The following is an 18,231-nucleotide window of genomic DNA, read 5'->3' as shown; positions in this document are numbered from 1 at the left end:
TTACCTCTCTGAGTTTAGCCTTGGAGCTTCCCGTTTTTTTGTTGTCAACGATCCGGAACGAATGGCTGCCCCAAGGAAGCCGGCGTGTTCATCATCGTCAGACGCTTGTTGCGCGAGATTAGAACGAGAACCACGACGGTTGCCAGATAGGGCAGAGAAGAAAGCAGCTGCGAAGGCACTGGAATGCCAAAAGCCTGTGCATGAAGCTGGCCGATCCAGACCGCGCCGAAGATGTAGGCGCCGGCCAGCACCCGCCACGGCCGCCAGGAGGCGAAGACGACCAGCGCCAGCGCGATCCAGCCGCGGCCGGCCGTCATGTTCTCCACCCATTGCGGGGTATAGACCAGCGACAGGTGACCGCCGGCAAGACCGGCGCAGGCGCCGCCGAAAATGACCGAGAGATAGCGGTAGCGGATGACCTTGATGCCGAGCGCGTGCGCCGACGTGTGGCTGTCGCCGATCGAGCGCAGAGTCAGCCCGGTGCGGGTCTTGAACAGGAACCACATGACGGCGGCGGTGAGCGCGATCGAGATGTAGAAGATGGGATCCTGGCCGAACAGCAGCCTGCCAACCACCGGAATGTCGGTCAGCACCGGGATATAGAGATTTGGCAGCCGCTCGCCGGGCTGGCCGACAAAGCTCGTTCCCATCATGCCGGAGAGGCCGAGGCCAAGCAGCGTCAGCGACAGGCCGGTCGCCACCTGATTGGTGGCGAGCGACAGCGTCATCACCGCAAACAACAGCGAGAACACCGCGCCCATGGCGATTGCCGCGAGCAGGCCGATCCAGGGCGATCCCGTGAGGTAGCCGGCGCCAAAGCCGCCGACGGCGCCCATGATCATCATGCCTTCGACGCCGAGGTTGAGCACGCCGGAGCGCTCGACCACCAGTTCGCCGATGGCCGCGATCAAAAGCGGCGTCGCCGCAGTCGCAATGGTCAAAAGGATGTTGACGGTGATGTCCATCAGCGGGCTTCCTTCAACTTCGGCGCAGCATCGAGTTTTGCAGCGCCCTTCGCCAGCGCCATGCCGACGAGGCGAATGCGGTAGTGGATGAGGGTGTCGCAACCGAGCACAAAGAACAAAAGCATGCCCTGGAACACACGCGCGACCTTGTCGGAGATGCCGAGCGCGCTCTGCACCGCCTCGCCGCCGAGATAGGTCAGCGCCAGCACCAGGCCGGCGGCAACGATGCCGAGCGGATTGAGCCGGCCAAGGAATGCCACGATGATGGCGGTGAAGCCGTAGCCGGGCGAAATCACCGGTTGCAGCTGGCCGATGGCGCCCGAGACTTCCGAAATGCCGGCAAGCCCGGCCAGCGCCCCCGACAGCAGGAAGGCGAAAAACACCATGCGGTTGAGGCCGAAGCCGGCAAAGCGCCCTGCCCGCGGGCTGGAGCCGAGCACGCGAACCTCAAAACCCTTGAGCAGGCGGCTCATCAGCACCCAGATCAGTACGGCGGCGACAAGCGAGAAGACAAAACCCCAGTTGGCGCGGCCGGCATCCGGCATCAACTCCGGCAGGACAGCCGAGTCGTTGAACTGGATCGTCTGCGGGAAGCCATGGCCCTGCGGATCGCGCCAGGGGCCACGCACCAGCCAGTCGAGAAAGAGCTGGGCGACATAGACCAGCATCAGGCTGGTCAGGATCTCGTTGGTGCCGAAGCGCGTCTTTAAGAGAGCCGGGATTGCCGCGTAGGCGGCGCCGCCGACCATGCCGAACAACAGCATCAGCGGCAGCACAAGCGGGCCTTCGAAGCCGGGGAACAGCACCGGGATGGCCGAGCCGAAAATGCCGCCGAGGATGAACTGGCCTTCGGCGCCGATGTTCCAGATGTTGGCCTTGTAGCAGACCGACAGGCCGACGGCGATCAGGATCAGCGGCGCGGCCTTGATCGCCAGCTCATGCAGCTGCCAGACCTGGCTGATCGGTTCGATGAAGTAGATTTCGAATGCATTCAATGGGTTGACGCCGAGCAGCGCGAACAGAATCGCGCCGGCAATCATCGTCAGGCCGAAGGCGATAAAGGGCGACAGCGCCGAAAACAGCATTGAGCGTTGCGGGCGTTTGACGAGTTCGAGGCGCATCATGCGGTCTCCAGAACATGTTCAGCGTGGCCGGGCTCGGCGCCGCCCATCAACAGGCCGATCTTTTCGAACGTGGCCTCGGCAATCGGAAGCGGTTTCGACAATTCGCCATTGTGCATGACGGCGATCGCATCCGAAATCTCGAACAGCTCGTCGAGGTCCTGGCTGATGACCAGCACCGCCGAGCCGCTGCGCGCCAGTTCGATCAGCGCCTGGCGGATATGGGCGGCAGCACCGGCGTCAACGCCCCATGTCGGCTGGTTGACGACCATGACAGCAGGGCTGCGGTCGAGTTCGCGGCCGACGATGAATTTCTGCAGATTGCCGCCCGAAAGGGCGGCGGCTTCCGGATCGGGCGCGCTCTTGCGCACATCCATCGCCACGATGATGCGTTGGGCGGCGGCGTAGACCGCGCCGCTTTTGACTGCGCCGCCGGTGCCGACAAAAACCTTGCCGTCGGTGGCATGGCGCGACAGGAGCAGGTTTTCCGACAGCTTCATGCGTGGTGCCGCACCATGGCCGAGGCGTTCTTCCGGCACGAAGGCAGCACCCATCAGCCGCCGGCCGGTGATCGAGAGCGCACCGGCATCCTTGCCGCGTATGCGGACGGACGCGGCGTCCTGCTGCAGCACTTCGCCGGAGACGGATTCGAAGAACTCGCCCTGGCCGTTGCCGGCGACACCGGCGATGCCGATCACTTCGCCGGCGCGTACATTGAGGTTGATGTTTTTCAGCGGGATCGAGAACGGCGTCGCCGGCTTGCGGCTGAGCGCGCGGATTTCGAGCAGCGGCGCGGCGCTCTCGATGCCTTCGGCCGGCGCGCGCACCACGGCTTTCACCTCGTTGCCGACCATCATCCGAGCCAGCGACGATGCGGTTTCCTCACGCGGGTTGCAATGGCCGACGACCTTGCCGTGACGCAGCACGGTGGCGCGGTCGCAGATGCGTTTGACCTCTTCCAGCCGGTGCGAAATGTAGAGGATGGATTTCCCCTCCGAGCGCAGGCGCTGGAGCGTCTCGAACAGCTTGTCGGCTTCCTGCGGTGTCAGCACCGAGGTCGGCTCGTCGAGGATGATGAGCTGCGGCGTCTGCAAGAGGCAGCGGATGATCTCGATGCGCTGGCGTTCGCCGACCGAGAGATCACCGACCAGCGAGTCCGGATCGAGCGGCAGGCCGTAGCTGAAGGAAAGCGCCCTCGCCTTGGCGGCGATCGAGCTGATCGGCGAGCCGTCATCCAGTGACAGCGCGATGTTCTCGGCCGCGGTCAGCGCCTCGAACAGCGAGAAATGCTGGAACACCATGCCGATGCCGAGCTTCTTCGCCATGCCGGGGCTGGTGATGCGAACCGCCTCGCCGTTCCAGAAGATCTCGCCGGAATTGGGCTCCAGCGAACCGAACAGCATCTTGACCAGCGTCGACTTGCCGGCGCCATTTTCGCCGAGCAACGCGTGGATCTCGCCTTTGGCGATGTTGAGGTCGATATGATCGCACGCAGTCAGCGTGCCGAATATCTTGGTCAGGCCACGAACCTCAAGCAGGTTCGCTCCATCATGATCTGCACTCACAGTGCCTCCCATCCGGTTTCCGGATATGTTCTGTGTTCCCGCCAGCATGGTATGCGCTGGCTGCTCTCGTGCGAAAGCAGCACCCACCTTGAAAGAGCTTCAAGAATTTCAGCGGAAACTCAAGGGCTAAAAATAAGCCTGCTTCGCACAACGAACTGACCGGCCGGTTTTTCGTGCAAACAGCGCCCGGCACTCCGGCAAAGCGCTGAAAAGCTAGGCGAATTTCCTTAGGGAACCAGAATGGTCGTGCCCGTCGTCTTGCGCGCTTCGAGATCGGCCTGCGCCTTGCCGGCATCCTTCAGGGCATAGCGCTGGTTGATCCGGATCTTGACCGCGCCGCTCAGCACCACGTCGAACAGTGCTGCGGCGGAGATTTCGAGGTCCTCGCGCTTGGCATTGTAGACGAACAGCGTCGGCCTGGTGACGAACAGCGAGCCCTTCTGCGCCAACAGCGACATCGAAAATGGCGGGATAGGCCCCGAGGACTGCCCGAAAGCGACGAACATGCCGAGCGGCCTCAAGCAATCGAGCGAGGCGGGGAATGTGTCGTTGCCGACCGAATCGTAGACGACGTCGCATTTTTTGCCGCCGGTGATGGCGGCGACGCCGGCGACGAAATCCTGCTCCTTGTAGTTGATGACATGGTCGAAGCCATGCGCCTTGGCGAGTTCGATCTTGTCGGTCGAGCTTGCCGTGCCGATGACGGTCGCGCCGAGATGTTTTGCCCATTGCCCCAGGATCAGGCCGACACCGCCGGCGGCGGCGTGGAACAGGATGGTGTCGCCCGCTTTCACCTTGAACGTGCGACGCAGCAGATACTCCGCGGTCATGCCTTTCAGCATCATGCCGGCGGCCTGCTCGTCGCTGATGCCGTCCGGCACCTTGACCACGCGGTCGGCGGCGACGACGCGCTCTTCGGCATAGGCGCCGACATTGACGGCATAGGCGATGCGATCGCCGGGCTTCAGCCAGTCGACGCCTGTGCCAACCTCGAGAACCACGCCAGCGGCCTCGCCGCCCGGGATCAGCGGAAATCCTCCGGGCGGTGGATAGAGGCCGGTGCGATGATAGACATCGATGAAATTGAGGCCGATCGCCGTGTGCCTGACCAGGATCTGCCCTGTGCCGGGCTGCCCCGGATCGGCATCCTCATAGGTCAGGACTTCCGGACCGCCATGGGCGTGGATACGGATCGCTTTGGACATTTTTGGGCTTTCCTGCGGTCAGGCTTTCTTGCTGTCGGTCGCTTTGGTCGGCGGCTTGGCGCCGAGCTTGGGGAAGAACTGCATGATACCGCCGATGCAGGCGAGGTAAAGCCCGGTGACGGTGATGCCGACCTTGGTGAACACGCTGACCTGTTCGCCCAAAACGCCGATCTGGTCGTAGAAGGCGGCAAGGGCCGCCTGCGCCAGCGCCAGCGCGCCGAAAGCGCACCACAAAAGCGTCATGCCGAGATTGATGGGTCTCAGCCGCACCACCCGCACCGGATGGATGAAGTTGATCGGCACGAAGGTGAGGATGCCGGCGGCCACGACGACGCCGAAGGACACCCATTGTCCCGGCTCGATGACGAACAGCGTGAACACCACCATGTTCCAGACCACCGGAAAACCTTTGAAGAAGTTCTCCTTCGTCTTCATGCCGGTGTCGGCATAATAGATGGCGCTCGACACCACGATGATGGCCGCCGACAGGAACGACAGTTTTTCACCCATGAAGCCGCGCTGGTAGAGCGCGAAGGCTGGGATCAGCACATAGGTGACATAGTCGATGATGTTGTCGAGGAGTTCGCCCGACCAGGTCGGCAGGATCTCCTTGACCTCGAGCTTGCGCGCGATCGGGCCGTCGATGCCGTCGACGAACAGCGCCAGACCCAGCCACCAGAACATCGCCGTCCAGCGTTCCTCGCTCGCCGCCACCAGCGACAGGAAGGCCAGGAACGAGCCCGACGCGGTCAGGAGATGGACCGAGAAGGCGCGCGCCTGCGGCCATGTCACTTTCTTCTTCGGGCGCGGAATCCGGTCGGTGATCTTCTCGGCGATTTGCCTGGCCCTTGTGTTCTTGCTCACGGGCCCCGCCAATCCAGCTTGCAGATTTCGGCCGAACGGCCGGTGAAATTCCAGTTGCGGCCGAATGCCCGCATCTTGCTCTTGTCGGACCTGGCCACGATGATCTCCGGCGCGATCCAGTATTCCGAGTTGCTGATCACGGTATCCTTCTCGCGATCCTTGCCGGGAATCGGTGTCACCGCCCCGTCGATGATCTTCGGTATCTGGAAAATACGCGTCTTGTCACGCGTCTCATAGGTGATCGGCACCTGCTCGACGCCGAGGAACTTGCCGACAAGGATGGAGAGCAGCGCGGTTGTTCCGCCGGCCTTGCCGGTGAAGATTCTGGTCAGCGCCTTCACCGCGTAGACCGAGGCGCGCTTGTCGATGAACAGGCCCGCGGTCCAGTTGCCGCGGCTCATGTAGCCGGGGATTTCCATGACCAGTCCGAGATTGAGGCCGGACAGGTCGACCTCGCCGAAATGGCCGGCATCGATGCGAAAACCCGCCCATGTCTGGCAATAGCCTTCGGTTGGCGGATGGCTGCCAAGCGACAGCACGCAAGGGCAAAAAACCGTGCAATTGCAGGAGAGTACGAGCTCTCCTTTCATTGCCCAGCCTTGCTCTGCCATGGAATTTTCCCCCGTCATGCCGAGACTACTAGCAGGGCGACTGCCCAGACAAGCAGTATCGCACCGGCCACTCGGGTTGGAAGCCTGCCGGTGGTCTGTTTTTCGATCAGGGTGAACAGGCCGATCAGGGCCATCCAGAACACGTTCATCGTGCCGACGGCAAACATCACCAGCATCAGCGCCCAGCAGCAACCGAGGCACCACAGCCCCTGCTCCAGCCCGAGCCGGAAGATGCGGCTGGGTTCGGCGCTCCAGTTGGAAAACAGGGTAGCGAAGGGATTCCGGCATTTTGTCAGGCAGGCCTGCTTGAGGCTGCTGAACTGGTAGAGGCCAGCCACCAGCAAAGCGGCAGCAGCGGCAAAGCCGGCCACCGGATCGAGCAGTCGACCGGAAGACGCAAATGCGTGGACGGCCAGGGTCAGCATTGCGAAACCAGCCGAGGCGACGAGCCATGTGCAGAGGTAGCCCGAAACCAGGATGAGCGGATGGGCCACCGGTTCGCCCTTGATGCGGGCGGTGTCGGCGATCTCGCAATAGGTGCGGATCATCGGCGCTGCCGACGGCAGCATCGTCGCCACGGCCATCAGGAACCACATCGCGATCAGCGCCAGAAATTGTGCGCCGCTGCCGGCGTCGAGCGGTGCGGGTGTCAGGCACAGGCCGAAGAAGCGGTCGAGAAAATCCGGCAACGGCAGTTGCGGCAGGTTTCGCAGGACCACATCGCCTGGTGCGCCGGCGCCGGGAAGCCGGCTTTCGGCGCCGCGGATCGCCATGGCGCCGAGAATGAACCAGGCGAGCAGAATGCTGCCGGCAATGGCGATGTTGACCGTCAGGCGAGGATTGCGGGCAAGGCTTGCCGTGGCGCGGCCGGCCCGGTCGAGATGGCTGAAATCGTCCTGTTGGCCGGTCATGGCAATCGAATGAGCCTAATCGCCGCGTTGATCAAGCCGCATGGTCTGACCTATATCCATGGATAGACAGGATGGACCTGCATCGCAAACCGGAAGTCCAATTTGAATCATCGTGAGACAGCACGGATACTGGTTGCCGGCAGCGGCCCTGCCGGGCTGATCGCGGCGCTCGGTTTTGTCGGGGCGGGATTTCCCGTGACGCTCGTCGGACCCGAGGCCGGTGGCCCCGATGGCCGGACCACGGCGCTGATGAACCCTGCCCTCAGGATTCTCGATGGTCTGGGCGTGCTGGCCGAGATCCGGCCAAAGGCAGCACCCCTGAAGGTCATGCGCATCGTCGATGCCACAAGCCGACTGATCCGCAGCCCGGTGGTCACCTTTCGCGCTACGGAGATCGGCGAGGAACAGTTCGGGCTCAATTTGCCGAACAGTGCGCTCCATCCAGCGCTAGCCAGGGCCGTCGCGGCACATGCCGGTATTGAATGGCTGAAGTCGATGGTCGAAAGCTGGCGTCTGGACGCCGACCAGGCCCATGCCGTTCTGACCGATGGCCGCGAAGTGTCTGCCTCGCTGGCGGTTGCCGCCGATGGGCGCCTGTCGCCGGCGCGCGAGGCGGCGGGCATAGCCGCGTCAGTGCGATCCTATCCGCAGGCAGCACTTGTGCTGAACTTCGGCCACCGCAGCGAACACGGCTTCACCTCGACCGAATTCCACACCGAAACCGGTCCGTTCACTCAGGTGCCGCTGCCCGGCAACCGCTCCAGCCTTGTCTGGGTGGTGAAACCGGAAACGGCAAAAGACCTTGCCGCACTCGACGACGTGACGCTTTCCGAGCGTGTCGAACAGCAGATGCAGTCGATGCTGGGCCGGGTCAGGGTCGAGCCCGGCCGGCAGATCTACCCGCTTTCAGCGGCATCACCGGGGCGTTTCGCCCAGAACCGCGTGGCGCTGGTCGGCGAGGCCGCGCATGTATTTCCGCCGATCGGCGCCCAAGGCCTCAACCTTGGAATCAGAGACATCGACGATTTGATTGGAATCGCTGGCGAAAATAGAAACGACCCAGGCGCGGCAAAGGCACTCGCCGCCTATGATTCCAGGCGTCGCCCCGACATTCTGGCGCGCAGCGGCGCGGTCAATCTGCTCAACATGTCGCTGCTGTCGGACATGCTGCCGGCGCAGATGGCGCGCAGCGCCGGCCTCAACGTGCTCGGCAGTTTCGCGCCTTTGCGCGCCTTCTTCATGCGCGAGGGGCTGCGCCCGGGCAGCGGCTTTGCGGCACTGACTGGCTTAGGGAAAGAGGTCCGGCGGTAAGATGCCGTGGCGGATCATGTAGAGCAGCCCGGTCACCGTCAGCACAGAGAGGCAAGTGGTGATCAGCACGCTGGCCGAAGCGCGCTGCACCCAAACGCCGTATTGCTGGGCAATGACGAAGACATTGGTGGCCGTCGGCAATGCCGCCAAGAGCACGGCTGAAAACATCCAGATCTCGGAAAAATTGCCGACCCAGCTCAGCACGACATAGCAGAGCAAGGGATGCAGGATCAGTTTCAACGCCGCGATCGACGCCAGTTCGTGCGGCACGCGGTTGAGCGGCCGCAGCGCCAACGTCACGCCCATGGCAAACAAAGCGCAAGGGGCGGCCGCCCGCGACAGATATTCGAGCAAGCGATCGATCGGCTGCGGTGGGTGAAAGCCGAGATAGGCGGCGCCGACACCAAGCGCGGTGGCGATGATGAATGGATGCAGGGCGATTTTCCTGACCACGCCGAGGATCAGCCGCCACGGCGAGGTCTTGTCGTCGCCCGACAGCGCCATCATCATCGGCGCGATGGCGAAGTGCATGATGTTTTCGAAGCAGAAGATCAGCGCCACGGGTACCGCCGCCTGCTCGCCAAAGGCGAGCAGCGCCAGCCCTGGTCCCATATAGCCGATATTGCCGTAAGCGGCGGCCAGTGACTTGATGGTGGACTGGGCAATCTCGCCGCGCGATGCCAGCACCGACCACACGAACATGATCGAGAAGATCGTGTAGGTGGAAAACACCGAGCCGAAGATGAACCGCCATTCCGTCAGCTGCTCGAACGGTGTGCGCGCGAGCAGTTGGAAGAACAGGGCTGGAAGCGCGACATAGACGATGAAGGTGTTCATCCAGCCAAGCGCCTCCAGCGGCTGCCTGGTGATGCTCGCGACCAGAAAACCGATGAAAATCAGCCCGAAAAACGGAAGAACAAGACCGATGACGTCAGACATTTTTGCCCCGGCCCGCAACCGTTGACCCGGGCTAGCCCGTAGCTTCACAAGGCGTCAAGCGCTTCGGCATTGAATTGGACCACCGTCTGCGCCAGATAGGGTGGAATACCAGCCCTAAAGTCGGGCTCGATTTTTAGTCGTGGCGTGTGTAAATTCAAAGCCTTAGAGCGCGTGCCGTGCATTCCAAGGGACGCCGGGCGCTTCCGGGCTTAGTGGTGAGTATGATGAAAACGGCCAAATTCTCGATCGGACAGGTGGTGCGCCACCGGCTGTTTCCATTTCGCGGCATCATTTTCGATGTCGATCCGCAATTCGCCAATACCGACGAATGGTATGAGGCGATCCCGGCCGACGTGCGGCCGCGCAAGGACCAGCCGTTCTATCATCTGCTGGCCGAGAATTCGGAAACCGAATACATCGCTTACGTCTCAGAGCAGAACCTGCTCGAGGACCAGTCGGGCGAGCCGGTCCGCCATCCGCAGATCGGCGAGATGTTCGACAAGCGGCCGGACGGACGCTACGAGCCGAAGCGGCAGTCGAGACACTGACCGCATCCTGAACGGGGCAACAAAAAAGCGGGGCACTGCCCCGCTTTTTTTATTTTGAATTCGCTCGAGATCAGTTGGCGGCCTTGGCCTTGTCCTGCTCGTCCTTGAGCTTCTTGGCAAAATCCTGGTTGTTCTTGGCAACGAAGTCCTGAAGCTTCTTCTGCCGGTCCTCAATGTCGGACTGCTGCAGCGGCGGGCCGTCATAGGCGCCGCTGAAGCCGGTCAAGGCAACCTTGATCGGGTTCGCCTGGTTCTGGAAATTGATCGAGGTCAGCGTGATCGCCTGGCCCTTCTTGAAGGAAGCGACAAGCGTGTCGGTCAGCGGCACTTCGGCCACGCAACGGTCGGGGAAGCAGATGACATAATCGAGCTTCTGCGCCTTGCCGGCGTCAATCTGCAGGCCGATGCCGGGAGGCACCAGACGGCCGGTCGGAACCGTTACCTGGAACACCTTGCGGTTCACCTTGCCCTTCAGCTCGATCAGGCTGACGCCGGTGACGAGCTGGCCGTTGCCTGCGGTGACGATGTTCTGGACATTGCAGATGTCGACGTCTTCCTGCTTGGTGCAGGCCTTGAACCAGCCCTGCGGAATCTGCTGTTGCTGCTGTGCCGAAGCAGCGGGAAGCCCGGCGACCAGAAAGCCGACCACGCCTGCGGCCATGACCGAAAGGCGGTACGCGTTGCTGTTCAGGCTCGTCATGTCGTGCACTTCCTCTCAAATGATCCCGGGACCGGCTTCTTCGCGCCGTGTGGTCCAGCTACCTGTTGCCGAATTGAGGCAACAGAATGACTTCGGAGCGCGTGTTACACTGCATGGGCAGTCGAATCCAGCCCGGCACCTGCGATTCTTGGCCGTGCCATTGGTCGTGCGATTTGGGCTGACGTATCTGGCCGGAGCGCAGCGGCGCCATGCTAGGGTGTACTCCGAATCATCAAGCCGCCCAGTAAGGAGACGGTCATGGGCCGCGTTCTTGTTTGGCTGATCGCCGCGATCTCGTTTTCCGCTCTTTCGCTTCAGCCCGCGATGTCGGAGCCGAAACATGCCATCGCCATGCAGGGCGATCCGGCGCTGCCGGCCGACTACAGCCATTTCGACTACGTCGATCCCGATGCGCCCAAGGGCGGCAACATCACCTATTGCGTCGTCGGCAGTTTCGACAATCTGAACCCGTTCATCGTCAAGAGCCTGCGCACCACGGCGCGCGGCATGCTGGATCAGAACTACGGCAATCTGGTTTTCGAGCCGTTGATGCAGCGCAATTATAACGAACCTTTCAGCCTCTATGGTCTCATTGCCGACAGCGCCGACATGGACCCCGAGCGCAAGTGGATCGAATTCCACCTCAACCCAAATGCAAAGTGGTCGGACGGCGAGCCGGTGACGCCGGAGGACGTGCTGTTCACCTATGACGTCTTTACCGACAAGGGCCGCCCGCCCTACAGCGATCGCATGAGCCTGATCGCCAAGCTCGAAAAGACCGGCGATCACAGCGTGCGCTTTACCTTCAACGACAAGGCCAACCGCGAGACGCCCTTGATCATCGCGCTGACGCCGATCATCCCGAAGCATGCTTTCAACAAGGACACTTTCGACAAGACGACGCTGAAGCCTCTGATCGGCAGTGGTCCCTACATCGTCGACAAGGTGCAGCCGGGACAGCGCATCGTCTTCAAGCGCAATCCGAATTACTGGGGCAAGGACCTCCCCTCCAAGCGCGGCTTCGACAATTACGACCAGATCACCATCGAGTATTTCCTCAACGCCAATGCCAAGACGGAAGCGTTCAAGAAAGGCATCTGCGCCATTTATGATGCGGGCGATCCAATCAAGCGCGAGCGCGATATCGATTTTCCCGCCTTCCACCGGGGTGAAGTAATCGCCGAAACCTTTGACATCGGCATACCGCCGGTGGTGACAGGGTTCCTGTTCAACACGAGGCTGGAGAAGTTCTCCAATCCTGTGGTGCGTCGCGCACTCGGCATGCTCTACGACTTCGAATGGGCCAACAAGAACCTCTTCGGCGGCAAGTACTCGCGCACCATGAGCTACTGGCAGAACTCCGAACTGTCCGCGCTCGGCCATCCCGCCGACGATAGGGAGAAGGCGCTGCTGGCGCCCTACCCCGGCCGCGTGCCGGCCGACGTCATGGATGGCACCTGGCGGCCACCTGTGACTGACGGCACCGGCCAGGATCGCAAGGTGCTGAAGGCGGCGTTCGACCTGCTGAAAAGCCAGGGCTATGCCGTCAAGGACGGTGTTCTACAAGATCCCAAAGGAAACCCCTTCGGCTTCGAAATCCTGGCGTCCTCGCAAGATGACGAGCGTTTTGCCACCATCTATCAGCGTACTTTGGAAAAGATCGGTATCGCGGTGACCATTCGCAGTCTCGAAGCCGACCAGATTCAATCACGCAAGCAGCGTTTCGATTTCGAGGTGCTGATCGGCGCGAGCGGGTCCGTCGGCTCGCTGTCCCCCGGCATCGAGCAGACCTTTCGCTGGGGCTCTTCGGAAGCCAACAGGGAAGGCTCCTTCAACCTCGCCGGCGTTGCCGATCCCGCAATAGACGCGGCAATGGATGCTATGCTGAGGGCGCGGACCAAGGAAGACTATGTCGCCGCGGTGCGCGTCCTCGACCGGTTGCTCATCTCCGGCAATTACATGGTGCCGATGCAGTACAACACGCAGCAATGGCTCGCTTACTGGAATTATCTGGACCATCCGAAAAACACGCCCATATACGGCTATCAATGGCCAACCTGGTGGCGCAAGCCGAACTGAGCGTTCGGCCGCAGGAGATCAAGATGAGCGATGACAATTCCATAACCGTCGATGTGGTTTCCGACGCCGTGTGCCCCTGGTGCTTCATCGGCCAGAAGCGGCTCGACAAGGCGATCGCCGCTGTCGGCGACGTCGAGGTGCATGTGCGCTGGCGGCCATTCCAGCTGGACCCTACCGTCCCACCGGAGGGCAAAGACCGGCGCGCGTATATGCTGGCCAAGTTCGGCAGCGAGGAGCGTATCCGCCAGATGCATGCCCGCATCGAGCCGCTCGGCGAAGCCGAAGGGATCAACTTCGCCTTCGACGCCATCAAGGTCGCCGCCAACACGCTGGACGCGCATCGCGTCATCCGCTGGGCGGGCACTGCCGGCGAAGCCGTGCAGAACCGGTTGGTGCGCCGGCTGTTCCAATTGTATTTCGAGGAAGGCGCCAATATCGGCGATCCCGCAGTGCTGATCGAAGCCGCCCGCGAGGCCGGCATGGACGCCGCCGTGGTCGAAACGCTGTTGCCGACCGACGCCGACGTCGAGGCGGTGCGTACGGAAATCGCCACGGCATCACGCATGGGCATCACCGGCGTGCCGTGCTTCCTGCTCGAGGGCAAATATGCCGTCATGGGCGCGCAGGACGCCGACACGCTGGCCGACGCCATCCGCCAGGTTGCCGCCGCCAAGGCCAAGGGCGAGCTGGAAAAAGTGGGCTAGGGCCTGTTCCATCCCGATTGAATCGGGATGGGGCTCTATCGCTTTTGTTTGAGCATGATCTCTGGACAAAACGGTTCCCGTTTGTCCGGGAAAACCGGATACCACTTTTCGGGATCATGCTCAGGCTATTTCACCGTCACCTTGGCCTTGCTGACGAAGAAGCCGTGACCGTTGCTGCCCGTGCAGGTCAGCCCCTTGGTCGACGACTGGCAGGTAAACGGTCCTTTGCTCCAGCTGTTGCCATAGGAGAGCTTGGCGACATCGCTGCAACAGCCTTGTTCGCCCGGATTCTTGATCTGGGTCGCCGGCCCGTTCGGCCCGAGGATAACTGTGATGTAGCTCGGCTCGACGCGCGAGCAGCTCAGTTCCGGACCGCCATCCTGCGGCTGGTAGGTGCTGGTGCCACCCTTCGGTGTGTAGATGCAGCCGATGTTGCCTGACGGGGTGTTGAACTCGATTTGGCCCTCGGCGCTCGCCGGAATGGTCTGGTTGCCGGCATGCGCCAGAGGCAGAAAGGCAAAGAGGGACAGGATTGCTGGAGCGGCTGCGCGTGCAAGCATCGGGGAGCTTCCTTGTTGGAGAACCGGATATGCAATGGGTGCCGACAGTGCTGCGCAAGGTTCAACAGGCGGCATATGGATTGTCAAATCTTGTTGAGCGGTAGCTAAAAAGTTCGCCCCGGCGATGTGGTGATCGACAGCGCCGCCAAGACTATTTCCGGGCACTTCTCGGTCTCGGGAACGGACGATTCGGGTGAACCCGAAGCGATCACGATCGGAAACTTTTTGGCCGGGCGGTAAAGAAAACCGGCCGATCGGCAAGGCCTGGCGGTTCACGAAACCGTGAATCCGGCTTCCCCAAGGGAAGCTTTTCGTACATCTCGACGTTCTCACAAAACATTGAAACCAAACGAGATATTTGGCCTGGAGGCGGCCGTCTCCACACACCACCTGTTGCCTCATGGCAACGTCACGTGGGCTGCCTCACATTCGCCGAGATAAAATTAATAGAAAATGATCAATTGGTGTTACTATCCGTAACAAAACTAAAAAAGGTTTGGGCGGGATTGTGATTCGGGTCGACAGACCGCGACGTTCAATATCGGCACTTTGGAACCGCGACGCCGCCGCTGGCCCGTCGCCCCTGACGCCAGTATCGTCGATGCGGACCTTCTGGGGACTGATGCGGGCCTACTGGTTCTCGGACCGGTGGAGGGAAGCTTGGACCCTCACCATCGTCCTCGCGCTTCTGATTGCCCTGTCGAGCAAGGCCGACGTCTGGTTTACCGTGTCGGCGGGCGAACTGGCAGCCTCGATCGCTTTTTTCCACGATGCCGCGAATACCGCGCCTCTTGAAACGGTGCTTACCAATGCCGGCTTGCTTGTGCTGTTGGTCGTGTTCAAGGACATGGGAATCATAGGCGCCTGCAAATTTGTATCGGCGACATTGCATCGCAAATGGCGCGCCTGGCTGAACGCGCGCTTCAATGCGGCGCTGCTCGATACCAACCATACGCATTACCACGCCCAGAATGGCGCATCAGGCGCGCCAGCACCTGACAACATCGACCAGCGCGTGCAAGAATCGATCAAGGACATGGCAGGGGGCGCTCTCGGTCTTGCCCAAGGCGTGTTCGGCGTCTTCACCTCGCTCTACTTTGTCGGTGGAGCTTTGCTGGCCAATTCCGTGGAAGTAGCTGGACTGGAGTTCCTCGGCAGCTATGGCAGCGTCGCCCTTGCTCTCGTAGCGGTCGCCATCTACGTGCCCGTCAACACCTGGATCGCGATCAAACTCGGCGGAATGCTGGAGTGGCTCAACATCAGGATGCAGAAGGCCGAAGGCACCTACCGCAGCGAACTGATCACTTTATTGCGCCGCAGCTTCCATGTGGCGGCGTCGCAAGGCGAAGACGTGCAGAAGACGATACATGGCCGGCTCTATCTCGACATCGATAAAACCTGGTCGAAGCTCAACATCGTCAACACCGCCTATGCGGGATTCGAATCGGTCTACAACTTTGTCGGAGCCAAAGTGGTTGCCTATGGACCTGGTCTGGTCCCGTTCATCCACAACGGCGTCGACCTCAAGGGCTACATAACCGGTTCCGAGCAGGTCAACGCGCTGATCAGCAAGTGTTCGTGGTTCATCCATGTCATGCCGAGCCTCGCTACGCTGCGCGCCAACAGCCAGCGCGTGACCGAATTGGCGAACGCCATCGAGAACGTCCAGCAACCCCAGGAATTCTACAGCCAGACCGGCCAGTCGGACTTCCACTATGCCAGCCAGAACCCGGTCTTCGGCCTGACCATCCAGAAGCTCGAACTGGCGCATCAGGGCGAAGATGCCACGCCATTCCTGAGTGCAGCAAATCTGCGCTTCCGGCGCGGCGAGTGGACGTTCCTCAAGGGAGAGTCCGGCAGCGGCAAGACTTCACTGGTCAAGGCGATCAATGGCCTGTGGCCCTATGGCCGCGGCACCATCGTCTTCCCCGACGGCGTGAAAAGTTTCTACGCCGCCCAGGAGGTCAAGCTGCAGCAGGTGTCGCTGAAGCAGCTGGTGTGCCTGCCCGGCTCAGAGCAGGACTATGGCGATGCGCAGGTGGCGTCTGCCCTGCACAAGGCCGGCCTCGGCGACTTCATCGAACACATGGCCGATGAAAGCCGGGAGGGAAAGATCTGGGATCAGATGCTTTCGGGCGGCCAGAAGCAGAAGCTGGTGGTGGCCCGCATCGTGCTGCAGCAGCCTGGGCTGCTCTTCCTCGACGAAGCCACCGGCGCGCTCGATCCGGATGGCAAGATCGCTTTCCACCAGGCGATCAAGGACAACTGTCCCGATGTCACGGTGATCAGCATCATGCATGAAGCTGTGGCGCCGCGTTCGCTCTCGGGCGAGGAATTCTACCATAGCGTGGTCGCGATCGCCGACGGTGTCGCCACCAAGAAGCCGCTCATTCCGAACCTGCCGCGCGAACTCACCACCATCCTGGTGCAGCCGCCGCGACCGGTCGAGGACAAATGGCTGCGCTTCTCGCGCCGGCTGAAGCAGAAATAGCAATCCCACCAAGCTCTTGGCGGGCCGCAACAGCGCGGCAACGACGGCGGTCGATCACAGTCTCGCGATCCGACCTCCCCTCGGGCATTTTCCGCGCACTCTCCGATTGACTCGCCAAAATGCGCTCCTATGTTGCGCCCGCTCGCAGAATTCCAACTCGAACCCGCGAGCAGAAAGGTCACCGCGCCATGCCTGGCGACAGTAGTCGAACGCAACCGCCGTCCGCCTAGACGTGACCTGATGGCTCACGTCCTGCCGGACGGCAAGGAGTGAGCCATGAACGAATTTTCCCCCGTTGTAGCGGGCGACGATGCCGTCGCGATCGCCCGTATCCTTGCCAATGATCACGTCGCCGATGTCGTCGAGGCCCTGAACCGGGAACCTCGCGAAACCGCGATCGAACTGCTGTGCGAAGTGCCGTTCGAGCGGCTGGTCGAGATCTTCGACCAGCCCGAACTCGACGGCGCGTCCGAACTGGTCGAGGCGCTGCCGCGCGCCAAGGCCTGCAAGCTGCTGACCGCCATGTCGGTCGACCGGGCCGCCGATATCCTGCGCGAGCTGGACGAGCCGGCGCGTTCCGAGCTGCTCGGCGGGCTGGCGCCGCCGCTCAAGGCAACGCTGCTTTCCATTCTCGGCTACCCCGAAGGCAGTGCCGCCTCGATCATGACGACCGAGTTCGTCAGCGTGCCTTCGGATTGGACCGTCGGCCGCACGCTGGACTACATCCGCAAGGTCGAGCGGACGCGCGAGACCGTCTACGCCATCTACATCGTCGATCCCGATACGCATGTGCTGGTGCGCTCGACCGGCCTGCGCCGGCTGATCACCGGCGAGCCGGACGATCCGATCCTGTCGGTGGCGCCGGATCGCGCGCCGGTGACGGTGACGCCGCTCACCGATCGCGAGACGCTGGCGCAGACGATCTCCAAATACGATCTGCTTGCGGTTCCCGTCGTCGACCACGGCAAAATTCTCGGCATCGTCACCATCGACGACATCATCGACACCATGATCGAGGAGACGACCGAGGACGTGCACCGTTTCGGCGGCATGGAGGCGCTGGACGAGCCCTACATGAAGATGAGTTTTCTCGCCATGATCAAGAAGCGCGGCGGCTGGCTGTGCGCGCTGTTCATCTCGGAGATGCTGACCGCCAACGCCATGCAAAGCTATGAGGGCGAGCTGGAAAAGGCGATCGTGCTGACGCTCTTCATCCCGCTGATCATGAGCTCGGGCGGCAATTCCGGCTCGCAGGCGACCTCGCTGGTCATCCGCGCGCTGGCGCTGCGCGAGATCGGTCTTCGCGACTGGTGGCGGGTGGCGTTGCGCGAACTGCCCACCGGTCTCGTGCTCGGCGCCATGCTTGGCGTGGTCGGCATCTGCCGCATCGCGCTCTGGCAATATATGGGTTTTTACGACTACGGGCCGCACTGGCCGCTGATCGCGGCGACTGTCGGGGCAGCGCTCGTCGGCATCGTCACCTTCGGTTCGCTGTCGGGATCAATGCTGCCCTTCGCGCTGAAACGGATCGGCTTCGATCCGGCGAGCGCCTCGGCGCCGTTCGTCGCTACGCTGGTCGATGTCACTGGCCTGGTGATCTATTTCTCGGTGGCGCTGGTGATCCTGCGCGGCACGCTGCTCTAGCAGCCAACCCTGT

At 61.9% G+C, this 18,231-nt stretch carries 16 protein-coding genes; 6 read left to right on the top strand and 10 right to left on the bottom strand.

Going from position 1 to position 18,231, the window contains the following annotated elements:
- Positions 1 to 44: 44 nt before the first annotated feature.
- From AC1DZ8_RS18320 to AC1DZ8_RS18290, 7 genes are all read right to left on the bottom strand, one after another.
- Positions 45 to 965, bottom strand: a complete 921-nt coding sequence (locus AC1DZ8_RS18320; RefSeq protein ID WP_477309416.1) for an ABC transporter permease — start codon at positions 963 to 965, stop codon at positions 45 to 47.
- Positions 965 to 2,089 (bottom strand): ABC transporter permease, encoded by a 1,125-nt coding sequence (locus AC1DZ8_RS18315; RefSeq protein ID WP_477309415.1) that lies wholly within the window; start codon positions 2,087 to 2,089, stop codon positions 965 to 967. The genes AC1DZ8_RS18320 and AC1DZ8_RS18315 overlap by 1 nt, the downstream gene beginning before the upstream one ends.
- The gene (locus AC1DZ8_RS18310; RefSeq protein WP_477401355.1) at positions 2,086 to 3,663 is read right to left on the bottom strand and encodes an ABC transporter ATP-binding protein; all 1,578 of its coding nucleotides are present in this window, start codon (positions 3,661 to 3,663) and stop codon (positions 2,086 to 2,088) included. The genes AC1DZ8_RS18315 and AC1DZ8_RS18310 overlap by 4 nt, the downstream gene beginning before the upstream one ends.
- 215 nt (positions 3,664 to 3,878) lie before the next feature.
- Positions 3,879 to 4,856: a quinone oxidoreductase family protein gene (locus AC1DZ8_RS18305; protein WP_477309413.1), complete on the bottom strand. Its 978-nt coding sequence runs from the start codon at positions 4,854 to 4,856 to the stop codon at positions 3,879 to 3,881.
- An 18-nt stretch (positions 4,857 to 4,874) separates the two neighbouring features.
- Entirely contained in the window at positions 4,875 to 5,720 is an 846-nt protein-coding gene (gene pcsA / locus AC1DZ8_RS18300; RefSeq protein ID WP_477309412.1) for a phosphatidylcholine synthase, read from the bottom strand.
- Positions 5,717 to 6,331: a DUF1326 domain-containing protein gene (locus tag AC1DZ8_RS18295; RefSeq protein WP_477309411.1), complete on the bottom strand. Its 615-nt coding sequence runs from the start codon at positions 6,329 to 6,331 to the stop codon at positions 5,717 to 5,719. Before AC1DZ8_RS18295 ends, pcsA begins: the two co-directional genes overlap by 4 nt.
- Before the next feature lie 14 nt (positions 6,332 to 6,345).
- On the bottom strand, positions 6,346 to 7,242 hold the full coding sequence (locus AC1DZ8_RS18290) for a DUF2182 domain-containing protein (RefSeq protein ID WP_477401353.1): 897 nt from the start codon (positions 7,240 to 7,242) through the stop codon (positions 6,346 to 6,348).
- 102 nt (positions 7,243 to 7,344) lie between these two features.
- Between AC1DZ8_RS18290 and AC1DZ8_RS18285 the strand changes: the two genes are divergently transcribed.
- Positions 7,345 to 8,553: a UbiH/UbiF family hydroxylase gene (locus tag AC1DZ8_RS18285; RefSeq protein WP_477309628.1), complete on the top strand. Its 1,209-nt coding sequence runs from the start codon at positions 7,345 to 7,347 to the stop codon at positions 8,551 to 8,553.
- Here AC1DZ8_RS18285 and AC1DZ8_RS18280 read toward each other — a convergent pair.
- Complete coding sequence (locus AC1DZ8_RS18280; protein ID WP_477401351.1) at positions 8,530 to 9,492, bottom strand: AEC family transporter; 963 nt, start codon at positions 9,490 to 9,492, stop codon at positions 8,530 to 8,532. The two genes, AC1DZ8_RS18285 and AC1DZ8_RS18280, sit on opposite strands and share 24 nt — an antisense overlap.
- A gap of 224 nt (positions 9,493 to 9,716) precedes the next feature.
- Here AC1DZ8_RS18280 and hspQ point away from each other — a divergent pair, with 224 nt between their 5' ends.
- A complete protein-coding gene (hspQ, locus tag AC1DZ8_RS18275; RefSeq protein WP_023668971.1) occupies positions 9,717 to 10,040 on the top strand; it encodes a heat shock protein HspQ in 324 nt (107 codons plus the stop codon).
- Between the two features lie 70 nt (positions 10,041 to 10,110).
- Here the strand turns inward: hspQ and AC1DZ8_RS18270 are convergent, their stop codons facing one another.
- Complete coding sequence (locus tag AC1DZ8_RS18270) at positions 10,111 to 10,740, bottom strand: invasion associated locus B family protein (RefSeq protein WP_477309630.1); 630 nt, start codon at positions 10,738 to 10,740, stop codon at positions 10,111 to 10,113.
- Between the two features lie 258 nt (positions 10,741 to 10,998).
- On the opposite strand from AC1DZ8_RS18270, the gene AC1DZ8_RS18265 reads away from it, so the two are divergent.
- Both AC1DZ8_RS18265 and AC1DZ8_RS18260 read left to right on the top strand, forming a co-directional pair.
- Positions 10,999 to 12,819 carry an extracellular solute-binding protein gene (locus tag AC1DZ8_RS18265; protein ID WP_477309631.1) on the top strand — a complete coding sequence of 607 codons (1,821 nt, stop codon included), beginning with the start codon at positions 10,999 to 11,001 and terminating at the stop codon, positions 12,817 to 12,819.
- Between the two features lie 23 nt (positions 12,820 to 12,842).
- On the top strand, positions 12,843 to 13,523 hold the full coding sequence (locus AC1DZ8_RS18260) for a DsbA family oxidoreductase (protein ID WP_477309632.1): 681 nt from the start codon (positions 12,843 to 12,845) through the stop codon (positions 13,521 to 13,523).
- A gap of 125 nt (positions 13,524 to 13,648) precedes the next feature.
- Here the strand turns inward: AC1DZ8_RS18260 and AC1DZ8_RS18255 are convergent, their stop codons facing one another.
- Positions 13,649 to 14,083, bottom strand: coding sequence for a hypothetical protein (locus AC1DZ8_RS18255; RefSeq protein ID WP_477309633.1), 435 nt, complete (start codon positions 14,081 to 14,083; stop codon positions 13,649 to 13,651).
- Positions 14,084 to 14,684: 601 nt separating this feature from the next.
- On the opposite strand from AC1DZ8_RS18255, the gene AC1DZ8_RS18250 reads away from it, so the two are divergent.
- Both AC1DZ8_RS18250 and mgtE read left to right on the top strand, forming a co-directional pair.
- Positions 14,685 to 16,574 (top strand): ABC transporter ATP-binding protein/permease, encoded by a 1,890-nt coding sequence (locus tag AC1DZ8_RS18250; protein ID WP_477284098.1) that lies wholly within the window; start codon positions 14,685 to 14,687, stop codon positions 16,572 to 16,574.
- Positions 16,575 to 16,850: 276 nt separating this feature from the next.
- Complete coding sequence (mgtE, locus tag AC1DZ8_RS18245) at positions 16,851 to 18,218, top strand: magnesium transporter (protein ID WP_477309634.1); 1,368 nt, start codon at positions 16,851 to 16,853, stop codon at positions 18,216 to 18,218.
- Positions 18,219 to 18,231 lie beyond the last annotated feature (13 nt).

The organism is Mesorhizobium sp. P2_F7 (assembly GCF_056403695.1).
This window is presented reverse-complemented; position numbering and strand designations above follow the sequence as displayed.

Excerpts from the sequence above, each read along its gene's own strand:
- hspQ (WP_023668971.1), top strand. The coding sequence starts at position 9,717 with ATGAAAACGGCCAAATTCTCGATCGGACAGGTGGTGCGCCACCGGCTG.
- AC1DZ8_RS18315 (WP_477309415.1), bottom strand. The coding sequence starts at position 2,089 with ATGATGCGCCTCGAACTCGTCAAACGCCCGCAACGCTCAATGCTGTTT.
- AC1DZ8_RS18280 (WP_477401351.1), bottom strand. The coding sequence starts at position 9,492 with ATGTCTGACGTCATCGGTCTTGTTCTTCCGTTTTTCGGGCTGATTTTC.
- AC1DZ8_RS18290 (WP_477401353.1), bottom strand. The coding sequence starts at position 7,242 with ATGACCGGCCAACAGGACGATTTCAGCCATCTCGACCGGGCCGGCCGC.
- AC1DZ8_RS18265 (WP_477309631.1), top strand. The coding sequence starts at position 10,999 with ATGGGCCGCGTTCTTGTTTGGCTGATCGCCGCGATCTCGTTTTCCGCT.
- mgtE (WP_477309634.1), top strand. The coding sequence starts at position 16,851 with ATGAACGAATTTTCCCCCGTTGTAGCGGGCGACGATGCCGTCGCGATC.
- AC1DZ8_RS18295 (WP_477309411.1), bottom strand. The coding sequence starts at position 6,331 with ATGGCAGAGCAAGGCTGGGCAATGAAAGGAGAGCTCGTACTCTCCTGC.
- AC1DZ8_RS18250 (WP_477284098.1), top strand. The coding sequence starts at position 14,685 with ATGCGGACCTTCTGGGGACTGATGCGGGCCTACTGGTTCTCGGACCGG.
- AC1DZ8_RS18305 (WP_477309413.1), bottom strand. The coding sequence starts at position 4,856 with ATGTCCAAAGCGATCCGTATCCACGCCCATGGCGGTCCGGAAGTCCTG.
- AC1DZ8_RS18255 (WP_477309633.1), bottom strand. The coding sequence starts at position 14,083 with ATGCTTGCACGCGCAGCCGCTCCAGCAATCCTGTCCCTCTTTGCCTTT.
- AC1DZ8_RS18260 (WP_477309632.1), top strand. The coding sequence starts at position 12,843 with ATGAGCGATGACAATTCCATAACCGTCGATGTGGTTTCCGACGCCGTG.
- AC1DZ8_RS18320 (WP_477309416.1), bottom strand. The coding sequence starts at position 965 with ATGGACATCACCGTCAACATCCTTTTGACCATTGCGACTGCGGCGACG.
- AC1DZ8_RS18270 (WP_477309630.1), bottom strand. The coding sequence starts at position 10,740 with ATGACGAGCCTGAACAGCAACGCGTACCGCCTTTCGGTCATGGCCGCA.
- AC1DZ8_RS18310 (WP_477401355.1), bottom strand. The coding sequence starts at position 3,663 with ATGGGAGGCACTGTGAGTGCAGATCATGATGGAGCGAACCTGCTTGAG.